The sequence below is a fragment of the Deinococcus roseus genome, from assembly GCF_014646895.1.
In the GTDB taxonomy this organism is placed as follows: domain Bacteria; phylum Deinococcota; class Deinococci; order Deinococcales; family Deinococcaceae; genus Deinococcus_C; species Deinococcus_C roseus.
In genome coordinates this window covers 1-13,915 of the sequence record NZ_BMOD01000034.1, presented here as the reverse complement: position 1 = coordinate 13,915, position 13,915 = coordinate 1, and the positions used below count along the sequence as shown (strand labels likewise).

Annotated in this window: 12 protein-coding genes; 2 read left to right on the top strand and 10 right to left on the bottom strand. The window is 58.4% G+C overall.

The window, feature by feature from the left end; translation table 11 throughout:
- Positions 1-10: 10 nt before the first annotated feature.
- The 4 genes from IEY52_RS23795 to IEY52_RS23780 are packed head-to-tail and all read right to left on the bottom strand — an operon-like array spanning position 11 to position 5,500.
- Positions 11-1,426, bottom strand: coding sequence for a rhamnulokinase (locus tag IEY52_RS23795; RefSeq protein ID WP_189008121.1), 1,416 nt, complete (start codon positions 1,424-1,426; stop codon positions 11-13).
- Positions 1,416-3,476, bottom strand: a complete 2,061-nt coding sequence (locus tag IEY52_RS23790; RefSeq protein WP_189008118.1) for a bifunctional aldolase/short-chain dehydrogenase — start codon at positions 3,474-3,476, stop codon at positions 1,416-1,418. Before IEY52_RS23790 ends, IEY52_RS23795 begins: the two co-directional genes overlap by 11 nt.
- Positions 3,477-3,526: 50 nt before the next feature.
- Complete coding sequence (gene rhaI / locus IEY52_RS23785; RefSeq protein WP_189008115.1) at positions 3,527-4,711, bottom strand: L-rhamnose isomerase; 1,185 nt, start codon at positions 4,709-4,711, stop codon at positions 3,527-3,529.
- A gap of 12 nt (positions 4,712-4,723) precedes the next feature.
- Positions 4,724-5,500 carry a DeoR/GlpR family DNA-binding transcription regulator gene (locus IEY52_RS23780; RefSeq protein WP_189008112.1) on the bottom strand — a complete coding sequence of 259 codons (777 nt, stop codon included), beginning with the start codon at positions 5,498-5,500 and terminating at the stop codon, positions 4,724-4,726.
- Between the two features lie 233 nt (positions 5,501-5,733).
- Here IEY52_RS23780 and IEY52_RS23775 point away from each other — a divergent pair, with 233 nt between their 5' ends.
- Both IEY52_RS23775 and rhaD read left to right on the top strand, forming a co-directional pair.
- Positions 5,734-6,504: a DeoR/GlpR family DNA-binding transcription regulator gene (locus IEY52_RS23775; RefSeq protein WP_189008109.1), complete on the top strand. Its 771-nt coding sequence runs from the start codon at positions 5,734-5,736 to the stop codon at positions 6,502-6,504.
- 123 nt (positions 6,505-6,627) lie between these two features.
- The gene (rhaD, locus tag IEY52_RS23770; RefSeq protein WP_189008106.1) at positions 6,628-7,446 is read left to right on the top strand and encodes a rhamnulose-1-phosphate aldolase; all 819 of its coding nucleotides are present in this window, start codon (positions 6,628-6,630) and stop codon (positions 7,444-7,446) included.
- 133 nt (positions 7,447-7,579) lie between these two features.
- Here rhaD and IEY52_RS23765 read toward each other — a convergent pair whose 3' ends face one another.
- From IEY52_RS23765 to IEY52_RS23740, 6 genes are all read right to left on the bottom strand, one after another.
- A complete protein-coding gene (locus tag IEY52_RS23765) occupies positions 7,580-9,538 on the bottom strand; it encodes a coiled-coil domain-containing protein (protein ID WP_189008104.1) in 1,959 nt (652 codons plus the stop codon).
- Positions 9,535-10,083, bottom strand: a complete 549-nt coding sequence (locus IEY52_RS23760; RefSeq protein WP_189008102.1) for a hypothetical protein — start codon at positions 10,081-10,083, stop codon at positions 9,535-9,537. Before IEY52_RS23760 ends, IEY52_RS23765 begins: the two co-directional genes overlap by 4 nt.
- Positions 10,080-11,327, bottom strand: coding sequence for a dsDNA nuclease domain-containing protein (locus tag IEY52_RS23755; protein ID WP_189008100.1), 1,248 nt, complete (start codon positions 11,325-11,327; stop codon positions 10,080-10,082). Before IEY52_RS23755 ends, IEY52_RS23760 begins: the two co-directional genes overlap by 4 nt.
- Before the next feature lie 350 nt (positions 11,328-11,677).
- Positions 11,678-11,983, bottom strand: a complete 306-nt coding sequence (locus tag IEY52_RS23750) for a hypothetical protein (protein ID WP_229684943.1) — start codon at positions 11,981-11,983, stop codon at positions 11,678-11,680.
- A complete protein-coding gene (locus IEY52_RS23745) occupies positions 11,959-12,531 on the bottom strand; it encodes a hypothetical protein (protein ID WP_189008098.1) in 573 nt (190 codons plus the stop codon). Before IEY52_RS23745 ends, IEY52_RS23750 begins: the two co-directional genes overlap by 25 nt.
- The gene (locus IEY52_RS23740) at positions 12,524-13,600 is read right to left on the bottom strand and encodes a type IV toxin-antitoxin system AbiEi family antitoxin (protein ID WP_189008096.1); all 1,077 of its coding nucleotides are present in this window, start codon (positions 13,598-13,600) and stop codon (positions 12,524-12,526) included. Before IEY52_RS23740 ends, IEY52_RS23745 begins: the two co-directional genes overlap by 8 nt.
- Positions 13,601-13,915: the final 315 nt, after the last annotated feature.

The following is a 13,915-nucleotide window of genomic DNA, read 5'->3' as shown; positions in this document are numbered from 1 at the left end:
ACTCCGGGTTTCACACCTGCAAAACGGCAGGTGTGAACACCCTGGGCTTGATGTTCTGTTTCAGTTTTTCTCTGGCTTCAGAGAGACTCCAGCCCCGCACAAACATGGCCTGGGTGAGGGCATTGCCCAGCAGGGTGCCGTCGGTGGGTCCCGCCAGCACGGTGAGGCCCGTCTCGTTGGCTGTCCACTGGCACAAGGGTTCGATGTGGGCTCCCCCTCCCACAATGTGCAGCTGCTGGAGGGTTTTGCCGGTGGTGGATTGGAGGTCTTTGATCACCTGACCGTACTGCCTCGCGAGGCTCCTGAGCACCGCGCGCACCACTTCCCCACGGGTGGTGGGCACTTCTCCACCATGTTCCTTGCACCACGTTTGAATCCGTGCAGGCATGTCCAGTCCGGGGGCCAGGAAACGCCGGTCGTCCACATCGAAAAGGGAGGTGTCCCGGGCTTCATCGGCCTCCCGGTAGAGTTCCAGGTAGTCCGCATGCCCCCAGCTGCGACGGCATTCCTGCAGGATCCACAGGCCCATCACGTTCTTGAGGTATCTGACGGTGCCTGAGACCCCGAGTTCGTTGGTGAAGTTCCGCTCAAAAGCCTCTTCGGTGAGCACCGGGTGTTCCAGTTCGGTGCCGACCAGGGACCAGGTGCCTGAGGAGATGTACGCCCAGTTTTCCCCCTCTGCAGGAACAGCCACCACGGCGGAAGCGGTGTCGTGGGTGCCGGGTGGCACCACTTTGACCGAAGGAAAGTTCAATTCTTGTTGCAGGTCCTCCCGGAGTGGGAATGCCCCCTCACCTCCCTCTGTGATCTGAGGCAGGAAGTGGTGGGGGAGCCCCAGGTCTTCGAGGAGCAGGGTGTCCCACTGCCCGGTGCTGGCATGCAGGAACTGGGTGGTGCTGGCGTTGGTGCGCTCGGTTTTCTTCACGCCCGTCAGCCAGAAGTGCAGCAGGTCCGGGACCATCAGGAGGGTTCTGGCCTGGGTGAGCAACTGGGGGTGGTCCTGTTTCACGGAGAGCAACTGGTACAGGGTGTTGAACGGCAGGAACTGGATGCCGTTTCGCTGGTACACCTTCCAGCTGCCGTATTCGTCTTGCACCCTCTCCATGATGCCGTTTGTGCGAGGGTCCCGGTAGTGGTGCACCCCATCCAGAAGCAGGTCATGCTCGTCGAGCAGGGCAAAATCCACCGCCCAGGTGTCCACCCCGATGGAGTGGATGTTTTGACCGGAGAGTTTCCTCAGGCCCGCAACGATGTCTTTCCAGAGGGAAAGCATGTTCCAGTAGAGCCCCTGGGGGGTCTCCACTGGAATGTTGTCGAAGCGGTGAATCTCTTGCACCTCAAGTCCGTCCGGTCGGACGGTCACCAGGGCAATCTTGCCGCTGGAGGCCCCCAGGTCGATGGCAACGTGCCGGGTCTCAGCGGACATAGGCGATCGGCACCCCGCCGTCCACGGTCAGCACCCCGCCGGTGGTTTTGGCGGAATCGCTGGTGGCGAAGAATTTGACAGCCTCGGCGATGTCTTCCGGGAAGACGTTCACGCGCAGGGTGGTGCGTTTGCGGTAGTGCTCTTCCAGCTGGTCGGGGGCAATGCCGTAGGTGGCGGCCCGTTCTGCACGCCATTTGCCGTCCCAGATGCTGGAGCCGGAGAGCACAGCGTCGGGCAGCACGGTGTTCACCCGGATGCCTGCAGCCCCGCCTTCTTCGGCCAGGCAGCGTGCGAGGTGCAGCTCGGCGGCTTTCGCGGCACTGTAGGCAGCGGCGTTCTTCCCGGCAGCGACACTGTTTTTCGATGCCACGTACACCAGGCTTCCCCCCACGTTCTGTTTGCGCCACACCTTGAAGGCCTCCCGGGACACCAGGAAGTACCCGGTGGAGAGGATCTTCTGATTGAGCTCCCACATGGCGAGGCTGGTTTCCTCGATGGGGGCGGAAGAGGCAATGCCAGCGTTGGACACCACCACATCCACCACCCCGTAGGTTTCGAGGGTTTGCTGGAAAGCGTTCTGGATGGCCTGTTCGCTGGTCACATCGCAGTGTACGGCCAGGGCTTTGCCTTTGCCGTGTTTTTGTTCCACTTCTTCCACGGTTTTTGCAGAACCCTCGGCGTTGATGTCGGCGACCACCACGTGCGCCCCTTCTGCGGCCAGGCGGTGCACGATGGACTTGCCGATGCCGCTGGCCCCTCCGGTCACAAACGCGACCTTGCCGGCCAGGGATCTGGGGGCGGGCTTGAGAGAAAGTTTGTAAAGCTCCAGCGGCCAGTACTCGATGGCAAACGCCTCAGCGGCACTCAGGGACACGAAACCGCCCAGGGCTTCTGCACCACGAATCACGGCAATGGCACGGTAGTACAGCTGGTTGGAAACGTCCGCATTTTGAATGTCTGATCCGGTGTTGACCATGCCGAGTCCGGGAATCAGGATCACCCGGGGGTAAGCGGGGAACATTTTGTCCCCCTCGCCTTTGTGGGCATCAAAATACTCGGCATATTCTTTCAGGTAAGCCTCGCTGGCTTGTTGCACAGCGGTTTCCAGGCTTTCCAGGCCGTCTTCGGGTTTCCAGTTCACGAACATCGGGGTGCGCTTGACGTGCACCAGGTGGTCGGGGCAGGCTGCACCCACCTGGGACACGGTGGGGGCTTTTTCACTGTTCACGAAGGAGAGGACTTCTTCACTGTCATCAAAGATGCTGATGAAGCTTCCCGCTTTGCCCAGGCTGGACCGGAGGACCGGAGCAATTTCCCCGTAGATTCTTCTGCGGTCTGCTGCAGGGACACTTTCAACCACCTGGGGTCCGAATTCATCGCCGGTGAGTTTCGCAGCAATGAAATCTTCGGCCTCCTGGATGATGCTCAGGGTTTTGAGGTAGCTTTCTTCACTGGTGTTCCCCCAGGTGACCAGCCCGTGTTTGCCCATCACCACGCACTCCAGATGGGGGTTGTTGCGGACGGCCTCACCAATCTGTTTCGATAAGGTGAATCCGGGGCGGATGTAAGGCACCCAGGCGGCACGGTCCCCGTAGATTTTGCGCATCACCTGTTCACCGTCCGGGCTGCAGGCCAGGGCAATGATGGCGTCCGGGTGGGTGTGGTCCACGTGCTTGAAGGGCACAAAAGCGTGCAGCAGGGTTTCGATGCTCTGCCTGGGGCGTCCAGGTTCGAAGGTGGTGCGGTCCAGGTATTGGGTCATCTCCTCGTCGGTCATGCTTTCTCGTTCGATCAGGGGCAGCACCTCATCGAGTTTGAGTCCGGCGAAACCACGGGAGGTGATGGTGGCAATGTCGCTGCCGCTGCCTTTCACCCACAGCACCTCCACGTCGCGCCCAACGTGGTCTTTTTCGGTGGATTTGACGCTGGTGTTGCCCCCGTAAATGTTGACGAGGGTGCGGTCTGAGCCGAGCAGCTGGCTGCGGTAGGTGAGGGCGTCAAGGCCGTCGGTCTGGGGGGCAAGTTCGGTGTTCCAGAGGTTTTTGGGCATGGTCATTCTCCTGTGTTGGGGGTTTGTGGGAGGCATGGGGGTGGGTGGATTCAAGAGGGGAAGCCGCCGCCGGTGTCCGTGGACTGGCGATCACGGAGCACTTTTTTCAGGTGGTCACTCTCTTCGAGGGCCTGGAATGGATCGACGGGAACCCCCATCTCTTCGCGCAGGTCCCTCAGGAGGGGCCGCACATCTTTGTAAAAGGCGTCCATCACGATGCGGTTGGCTTTGAGGACTTCACCTTTTTCCTGGGCTTCTTTTAACAGGTCAAAATCCACGCTGAGTGCTTTGGCGTAGGCTTCCTGGCAGTTGAGCACGCTCTGCAGCATGGCTTCGAGTTTGTGTTCGATGTTGTGGCTCTGGTCGATCATGAACGCCACTTCAGAGGTGTGTTTCCTCAGCTGTTCATTCTCATCTTGTTGTGCCTGGGCAATTTCAAAGTAGATGGCAAACAGCTCCAGCGGGTTGGTGGTGCCGACCACCAGGTCGTCATCGGCGTAGCGTCTGGCGTTGAAGTGAAAGCCCCCGAGGCGGCCTTCATCCAGCAGGGTGGAGACGATGTGTTCGATGTTGGTGCCCTGCGCGTGGTGTCCGAGGTCGACGAGCACCTGGGCTTTTTCGCCCACTGCGAGACAGTGGGTGAGGGCCAGGCCCCAGTCGGCGAGGTCGGTGTGGTAGAAGGCAGGCTCGAAGAGTTTGTATTCGACCAGCATGCGGGTTCCGTCGGGCAATGCGTCATGCACCTTTTGCAGGGCTTCACGCAGGTGCCGTTTGCGTTTTCTGAGGTCGTCTTGCCCGAGGTAGTTGGTGCCGTCTGCAAACCACAGGCTCAGGTCCCGGGATCCGGTTTCTTTCATGACCTCCACGCAGTCCAGCAGGTGCCTTGTGGCTTTTTCCCTCACGCTTTGATCCGGGTTGGTCACAGATCCCAGCTTGTACTCCCGGTCCTGAAACACGTTCGGGTTGATGGCTCCCAGTTGAATGCCCCGGTCTTCTGCGTATTTTTTCAGTTCCGCGTAATCCTCGACCCGGTCCCAGGGGATGTGCAGGGCAACGGAGGGGGCGATTCCGGTCAGCGTGTGAATGAACGCAGCGTCTTCGACTTTTTCCCACACGGTGCTGGCTGCGCCCTTTGCCGGGAAGGTCTTGAAGCGGGTTCCGGAGTTGCCGTATCCCCAGCTGGGCGTCTCAATTTTTTGTTGTCTGAGGTGGTTTTTGATGGAGTCTTCGTTCATGTCTTCCTCTTTTCACGGGGTGATGATGAGCTCGGTGTGGTGCAGGGTAATGTCACGGGTGACCCCTTCGGGGGGAGGTGCGTCGGTGATCAGGGTGTGCACGCTGTGCATGCGGGTGATGGTGGCCACGGCTTGCTGGCCAAATTTGGTGTGGTCGAGCAGGGCAATGACCTGCTTGCCCGTGGAGAGGAGTGTTGCTTTGCTGGAGACTTCTGGGAGGTGGGCGTCGGTGAAGCCTGCGTGGGAGGTGTAACCCATGCAGGAGAAGAACACTTTGTCCGGATGGAGCCTCCCCTGGATGTCGTTGAACAGCCCGCTGATGAAGCTGCGTGCCGCTGGGTGGAACGTGCCGCCGATGAGGGTGAAGGGCACCTGGAGTTGACTGAGGGTGTTGGCGGCGTCCAGGCCGGTCACCAGGCAGTGCACGTTGCGCCCGGCCAGCAGGTGGGCGAGGTAAAGGGTGGTGGTGCTGGCGTCCAGGGCGATGGTGTCCCCATCCTGGATCAGGCTGAGGGCGGTGCGGGCAATCTGTTCTTTGGCGTGGGTCTGGCGTTGGAGCCGGTGGCCGAGGGCGAGTTCGGTGTTTCCCTGGGCTTTCAGGCGGGCACCGCCGTGGGTGCGTTCGAGCAGGCCCTGGTCGGTGAGTTCTTTCAGGTCCCGGCGGATGGTCATGTCGCTGACCCCGAGCTTTTGGGCGAGGTCGCGGATGCGGACTTCGGGTTGGGTGGTGGCGAGGCGCAGGATGCGCTGGTGCCGGAAGTCCGACACCGCTGGGTTGTCGGTGCTCATGGCTTGAATATAGCACATTTTTAGCATGAACGAACATTTTTATGCAACATTGTCTGTTCATGTTGCAGAATTGCCAGGGTTTTGCGTTCACCATCCCACACAAATGCCCTGCACAAATTGGCCATGGCACGGTTTTGAACAGGGTTTTCTCCTGGTGGGTGGCGGCCAATCACCTTGCAACCTGTGATGTGCAAACCCAGCAGAACTTTGTTCACACTTGATATACTTTCAACATGAATGCCTCGGAACGCAAACGCAAAATCCTCGAAACCCTGCTGGTGGAGAAATTCGTCCCCATCCGTGACCTCGCTGCATGCCTGGAGGTGCACGACATCACCATCCGACGTGACCTGCAGGACCTGGAAAAGCAGCGGGTGCTGGAGGTGGTGCGGGGTGGCGCCAGGCTGATTGAGCAAGCGCAGGTGGATGTGGCTTACGAAATGCGGGCCCAGGCCGAACTTGAAGCCAAACGCCGCATTGCAGCGGCAGCGCTCGGGCTCATTCAAGATGGGGACACCATCGCCCTGGACGCCAGCACCACCACCCTGGAAGTGGCTCGGGTGGTGTCGGCCAGGCAGGATGTCCATGTGCTGGCCTCCAGCCTGGATGCTGCGAACGTGCTGGCCCAGGCCCGGGTGCCCTTCACGGTGGTGGGCGGCACGTTCAACCCGGTGGTCAGGGGCTTTTCGGGTCCGATCAGTGAACTCATTCTGGGCCGTCTGCATCCTGACAAGGTGTTTTTCTCTGCCCGGGGCCTCAGCCTGAAAGGGGGTCTCACCGATGCCAGTCTGGTGGAAGCTGAAGTCAAAAACCGCCTGATCCACTCTGCCAAAACCGCCATTGCCCTGATTGACCACACCAAGTTTGGGGTGCTGGCATTTTCCAGCATCGTCTCACCAACTGAAATTGATGTTTTGATCACCGATCAGGAGCCGGATGCTGGCATGAGGAAATTCCTTTTGGACCATGGGGTGAAGCTGGTGGTGGCTTCTGCCACCCCCTGACGTTCAGAGGTTTTGCAGGGGCCGTCCAGCTGGGACGGCTTTTTTGGTTTCAATGGCCCTTTATGAACAACAATTTGACATGTTTTAACAATATTCTGATAAAATTTATCAAAAGGAGTCAACATGAACATCAGCCAGCCCACCCTCCACCAGTTGTTTGCCGCCATGGGCGCCGCAGGAGAACGCATCTCCAGCATCGAAGCCAGTGAAGGTGCTGCGGGCAACATTTCCCTCTGTGTCAACTGGGAACTCTACCCTGAAGCCGAGTTCACCCAGCGGGAAACGTACACCCTCCCCGAAGTGGTGCCTCACCTCGCAGGCCGCACCTTGATCGTCACCGGCTCCGGACGCCGGCTCAGGGACGTCAAACGGGACCCGCACGGCAACCTTGCAGTGGTGAAGGTCCACCAGGACGGAGTGACCGCCACCCTGCTGAGTTCCCCTGCACGGTTGTTTGAGCGAATCACCAGCGAATTCAACTCACACCTTGCCGTGCACAACGACCAGATTGGCAGGTCCGGAACCAATTTTCATGCAGTGGTTCACGCCCAGCCCCTGCACCTCACCTACCTCAGCCACCTGAAAAGCCACCAGGACACCCTGGTGCTCAACCACAAACTGATGCGCTGGCAACCCGAGACCATCGTCAACCTCCCTGAAGGCATCGGGGTGCTTCCCTTCATGCTGCCGGGTTCCAGCATCCTCATGCAGCACACCGTGAAGGCCCTGCAACAGCACCGCATCGTGTTGTGGAGCAAACACGGGGTGATGGCCAGAAGCGACCAGTCGGTGACCAAAGTGGTGGACCGCATTGAGTACGCTGAAACCGCAGCCAGATACGAGTACCTGGACCTGTCATCTGGAGGGCAAGGGGAAGGCCTCACCCCACAAGAATTGCGGGAGATCATTGCGGTATTCCAGGTGCCCACCACCCTCTACTGACCTCCTGAACCTCACATTATCTGGTGAACTCTCAAGGCTCCCTGTAGGACGTTCCTCATCTACAGGCGCCCATTTGGGCTTATCCCCCTGGATGTGCCTGCGTTTCACTTACAAGGCGCCCAGAAGCAGATCCTCACTGCCCCCGATAATACGGAATCAAGGGAGGATGCTGGGGATCGGTGTTTGACAGGTACCGGGTCATGATGTCTTCTTCTGCAAAACTGTCGTCTTTCGGAGCACGGAAGTCGTTGTCGATGAAAATGAACTGGGTGGACCTGAGTTCTCCTGCAGCCAACTGGTAAAGCAAATCATGGAAGGCTTCGTATTGCTCGTGGTCCTCGTCCGGGCTCATGTTTTTGGAGGGGGTGTCGATCACCAGAATTTCAGGCAGTGGACTGTCAATCCGTGCAGCCACCCTGTGCAGGGCCAGGGCAAAACAGCATTTGAAGAGGGTCATCTTGCCCCCACTGGCGATGCTTGTGAAGGTGGAAACCACATCGGGGTTTCCCGCCGAAGAAATCCTGGGGTACAGGGTTTTGGCATCGAATTCGATCTGGTCGGTCTCTGCAACGTTGGGCAGTTTGCACCTGACCAGGCAGTCCAGGAACAGTTCCATGAAACGCTTGAGGTTCTGGGCATCCGCTTCCATTTGCGCTTTGAGTTCCTGGATGTCCTCGCGCATCCTGCTGGCGTCGAGTTTCAGCAAATCGATTTCATTTTTGCGTGTTTCGATGAGCGCTGGCAGGGTGGACAGCCGATCAAGGTCGAACCGCTGCCGTTCCAGTCGGGCGAGTTCGCGTTCCAGTTCCAGGGCCTGTGAGAGGTAAGCCGAGTCGTACTTTTCCAGGGCCTGGTTGATGCGGCTGTCCAGAAATTGCTTCTCCCGCCGGGCCAATTTCAGGTCTTTTTGCAGGTCCGTGATTTCTTGCCTTTGACCCGTGATCATGGCATCGAGTTCCAGGAGGCGGTCTTTGAGGTCCGCTTCGGCCGCCTGGTGGTTCTTATCGGAGGGGTGTTGTGGGAGGTCGGGCTGTCCACACACCTGACAGAGGGGTTCTTCTCGGTGTGGCAGGGCCTGGGTGCATTTGGGGCAATGGGTGTACTGAAGGGCTCCGAGCACCCCCCTGGCGCTGGTGTCCCGTTTGAATTTGTTTTGCAGGGTGAGGAGCTCGTTTTTCTGCCGCTCGTCTTGCTGGAGAAGGAGTTGCAGGTCACGGATGTTTTCTTGCAGGTGATCAAGCTCTTTTTGGATGCTTCTGGCCTGCTCTTTGAGCAGGTCCACTTCATGGTCGGTGGTCGGGTAAATGCGGGTTTTGTTTTTGGCGATGGCTTCAGAAGCCTTTTTGATTTTGCCATCCAGGGTGCCCAGTTGCTTTTTCAGGTCTGCGGTGGATTTGATGCCCAGGGTGGAAAGCACGGTTTTGGTGGATTCCACCGTCAGGCGTTTTTCTTTGATCAGTTTGTTGGTTTTGTCGAGCATTGCCCCGAGTAGTTCGGCCTGTTCAGCGTGTTGCTTGAGGATGAATTTGAGGGCACTGCGGGCCTTGTGCCTGCGGTTGGCGTCGATTTTTTCGTCCATGGCCAGGGAGAAGAAATCGCTGTCAATGTGTTTCTGAATCAGGTAGCAGTACTCCCACAGGTCACGGAAGCTGAGTCGGGCCATGCCTGATTCTTTGTTGGCTTTGTTTTTGACCCTGGGTGCAGGAATCCCTGCCAGGTGGTAAAGCAGGTCGCTGAGGACCTTGATCCCTGTGTTCGGGATCACTTCGGTGTCCAGGGCTGTGCGGGAGGGCAACTTGACCGTGTAAGCCCGACCTTCTTCGATCCATTCGGCGAGGATGTCGTCGGAATCCTGGGTGCGTTGCAGGTGCAGGGGATGGGATTCGATTTCCAGGTGCAGAGAGGCGTGCACCAGTTCGGATTGCAGGGCCGGGGTCAGCTTGATGTTCCCGCCCAGGCAGTAATCGACCAGCTGGGCAATGCTGGATTTTCCGGTGGTGATACCACCATGGATGTAATTGAAGTGCTTGAAACGGATGGTTTCCAGGGACTGTTTGAATTGCAGGTGCAACTGGATCAGTTCGAATTTCATGGTGTGATCTCTTCTCCCCAACGCATGTTTTTCAGGTCCGGGAACACCTGGTACACGAATTCTTTGATGCGGGTGCTGCCCAGGTGACCGAAGTGATCCTGGATCACCTTGCTGCGCAGGAGGGTGTCCTGAAAGTCTGGCAGGCTTTCAAGTTGTTGTGCGATCCTCTGGCCCTGTTCGGTGAGGGTCACTTGCACGCTCCTGCCTTTCAGTTCGGTCTGGACCAGGCCCCTGGCCACCAGCAGGCCAATCCACTGCCGGTAACGGGCGTCCCAGGGTCCGTATTTGAAGCGCACCATTTTGCTTTCAATGGAGGTTTTTTCATGTTCTTCCAGTTGAACCAGAGAAGGGCTCAGGCCACTGTGTTCCAGGGCCTGCTCAAGGCATGTGGGGTACCTCAGGAGGAAGTCAAGCTTGGCCAGTTTCATGATGCCATCGATGTGTTTCTTGCCTTTTCGGGCATTGATCAAGACCAGCAGCCTGGCCATGTGCAATTCCTGGCTCTGCTCCACTTCTCTGGCCTCTTTCAACAACAGCATGCTCATGTGGCTTCCTCTAAATCAAATGGCTCACTCCACCATAAGATACAATCTTCAGTTCGCATGGCAGTGACACCAAACAGTATATCATAACCCACATTATAAATCATGTGAGGTTGATTGATAATCATTCTTTCAAATTCTTTATCCATTGCGGCAAACAATTTGCGGCCAAACACCTCGTGCTCACTGGAGATCCTCACATGGTGGTCTGCGTGGCAGCGTTCCACCTCTGCCTGAACGGCCTGCAAGGCCTGCTCTGCCTCCACCGGATTCCGGTGCTGCCACCGCATGAAAAAATCAAAAGCTGTGGTCTTGCGGCGTTGCATGGTCCTGACCTGGGCATCCAGCCCACCCCGCTGCAATTTCTTGATCAAACGCTTTGCCCCTTTGCTTTGCTCCAGGGTTTCCAGGGTGGGATCATCTGGCAAAGCACCGAGACGGGACCGCTGCAACCGCCGACCGAGCACCCCCTGCACCTGTTCCAGGCAGATGCGTTTGGCCTCCACCGTGGTGGTGCCCGACTTGGTTTGCTCCACCGGAAGCACCCTGGCATCCGGATCTGAAGGCAAACCCGACGCCACCGTGAACAACTCCAGCAGCTCCCGGCACGTCTGGCTCGCACTTTCGATGCTCATCTCCGTGGTCCCCAGGGTTTTGGGCAGGTGCTCGGCGACCAGTTCATGCATGAAACCATTCAGGGATGGACCCAGCACCAGCACGGTGCGTTTCAGCACCGAAAGCAATTCCTCCATGGTGCAGTGGCAATGGTCTGTCAAACGGTCACAGGCATCCAGGAAATACTCCGGGTACGCTTCCAGGGTCGTGTCCTTGCAGATGTCCAGCAGCAGTGTGGGGCTTTTCGCCTTGTCCCTGTTGCTCTGGGCGTCCCGGCCCACCCGGCTGAAATCCTGGTTGGAGACAAAATGAAACCGTGCCACCTGTTCCCCGTACTTGCGGTGAAGTTCGATGAATCGTGCAATCGCATGGCAAAACGCCGGGGTGGTAGTCTGCCATTTGTCACCGTTGGTGGTCTTCACCTGAAAAGCATGGACTTTGAGGTCAGGGGTGACCCCCAGCAGGTCTTCGTGGTGCTCACAGTAGATCGATTGAAACCCGACCGCAGTTTTGCGGACGGAGGCCAGGGCGAGGATCACCCCGTAAGCATGCTGGTAACGGTACCTGTTGAGGGTGCTGTCCCCAGGGTCATTGTGGTCCAGGTGGTCAAAGAGCGGAGAGGAAGATTCCACAGTTGAAATTCAGTTTAAGCCAATGTTTTTCATTTTCCTGACCAGTGGATCACAGTGGATCCTCAGGGAAATCCCCTACCGAACGTCACCCACAAGTGCAAAGCAGTGCATGCCGTAGACGATTTAGGCAGTCCAGGTCAGCCTTCCCCAAGGTGAAACACCGTTTGCACCCCGGATCGAATACAACACCTCAGCAAGTTCCATGAAATTCAGGCCAAACGGGTCAAAGAACCGTTTGACTGGCGAACATGCTCCCGTCAGCACAGCAGGGGACACACCGCACCCGGCGCAAGTGAGTCCTGCCGGGACACCCAGCAAGCCAGCATCCTGGCTTGCGAACAGGACCTCAACTACTTTTTCATGCCCTCCACCCACAGTCGGACCTGCCGCTGGGCATCCAGCCTGAGGAAGTCCTCATCCACCCCGGGGTCACGGCCCTGCAGGAAATCCACCACATCGCCGGGCCCACGACTGTCCAGGTGCAAAAATTTCTCCTCAATGGCCTGGTAGGCTTGCACCGCCAGGGGGTCGTGCAGCAGCCCCTGGCATTTCTCTCCGAGTGCCTCTGGACCTTCAGGGTGATGGCGGATCACGTAGTGCACGTCATATGCGTCTTTGGGTTCCGTGCGGTTCAACAGGGCAAGGCCTTTGAGCACCAGGAACGCTTCGGGGGCGGTGACCCTGAGGGTGGCGGGTCCTGTTGTCCTTTGCGGTTGCGGCCCCTGAGGGGGGTGTCCACCACGTGCTGTAAAGCCAGGTCTATGCCGGGCATCTGCTGGGTGCGAAGCCCTGCTGTGAGGGGAGGGCGGTGTTTTTTGAGTTTCACGTTTTTGGGAATCAACAAGTCCACTTCCACCACCACAGCTGGGCCTCCGTCTTTGAGGTCCACCCGGGTGGCCAGCTGGAAGCCTCTCAGTTCCGGGTCGGTGGTGTTGCGGTAAAAGCCGTGGTGTTCGAGCAGTTCGATCATGTGGGCGTAAGCGTCCCCATCCTGCAGCCCACTGGCGTCCAGGGCCAGATCAATGTCCATGGTGCCCACGTGCGGTTCTTCCGCATCAGTGATGAGCAGGGAAGGGGCAAGGCCGCCCACGATGACAATCCGGTCCCGATATGGTCCGAGCAGGTGGGCGAGGTCGAGCAGCACCCGCCGGACGGCTTCGGTGGTGCGGTCACTGTAACCACTGTGGTGCTGGGGTTTAGGCATACCTCTCTCCTCTCAGGGGCCAGGAACGGTAAGGGAAAGTGCCCTGCCAGAGGGGAAGCAGGTGCAAGTCAAGGAGTTTCTGTGCGGCTTCTTTGCCCCGGTTGCCCTGCTGATGGAGGTCCAGGTAAGTTTGCACCGGGCTGGTGGTCCACAGGTTCTCAGCGACCTCCACCCGGTCCAGGAACACCCCAGGGTCGTCGGTGAGGTGCACGGTCAGGTTGCCCCCTTTGTCGGCCGTCTCGGCCTGCAGCACTTTTTGCAGGTGGTGCCAGCCGTCTGTGCTGGCGTACAGGTGGGTGCGGGTGGGGGTGAGGAAAGGGCTCATCCACCCAGCGGCATTCTCGTGGGAAAGCAGCACTTCAGTGGCGTGGGGGGAGAGGGTTCTCAGGGCGTCCTCCAGGCGCTTGCCGTGCAGGGGGGTGTATGCAGAGAGGGGCTGGGATTTGACGTTCAGGCCGGACTCGACCCAGCTGCTGAGCAGGGCCTGCGGGTCTGAAAGGCGCAGCCCCTGTGGGCCGTCCACCAGGTGACCTTCGGAGATGAGTTTCTGTCGGATTTTGCTGACCTGTCCGAGGCTCACCTGACACCTGTCTGCCAGTTCCTGGGTGCCCCACGGGTGCTGGGGGTCCGCAAAAAAGGCCCGCAGGATCCGGCTGGCTTTCGGGGTGAACAGTGAGGTGTCCCCCGGGGCGTGTTTGGGTGCCGGGTGTCCGGTGCGTTCCAGAAGGTATGTCCCGAAACGCAGCCGGTGGTTTCCGGCCAGGTCCAGGGCACTCACCCCATGACTTTCCAGGAGGTCCAGGGTGTGTTCGGACACCCACGGGAACGACAGGACCAGGGTGTGGTTCGGACGGGATCCGGTCCAGTTGCGTTTCAGCCAGTCCTTCACCCTTCCGGGTGTGCTGTGCTGCAGGTGCTTCAAGGTGAAGGTGTGGGCTTCACCTTGCGGGGTGATGACTTGCACGTCGTGGGTGGAGTGCACTGTTTTCTGGACCTGCAGGCCCAGACTGGGTCGGCTGAGCAAGGTGAGGAGTCGATTTTCGGCCTGAAATGCTTCAGCAGCAAGCATGTTTTCATTTTATCATGTGTTTCACTGATGCAGTGAAATATGGTATTTGATGAAAAAGCCTTATGGTGACTCTGTTTTCCAGAGGTTGGACCATTCGGCAGGTTCGCAGCATTTTCGCTTTTGGCGAAAAGCGAAAATGCTTTGCAGGTTGCCTGACTGTGTTCCATCTGGTGACATGGCTGAGCATTTTGAGGCAGACCCTGGGCGGCCCAGAAAAGACCCTGGGCTTCACTGCTGAGCAGTGAACAGAAGTTACTCATCTGGCGGATTTTGCAGGGAAAAGCCCAGAAACAGCAACTCGAAAGCCTCTAAACC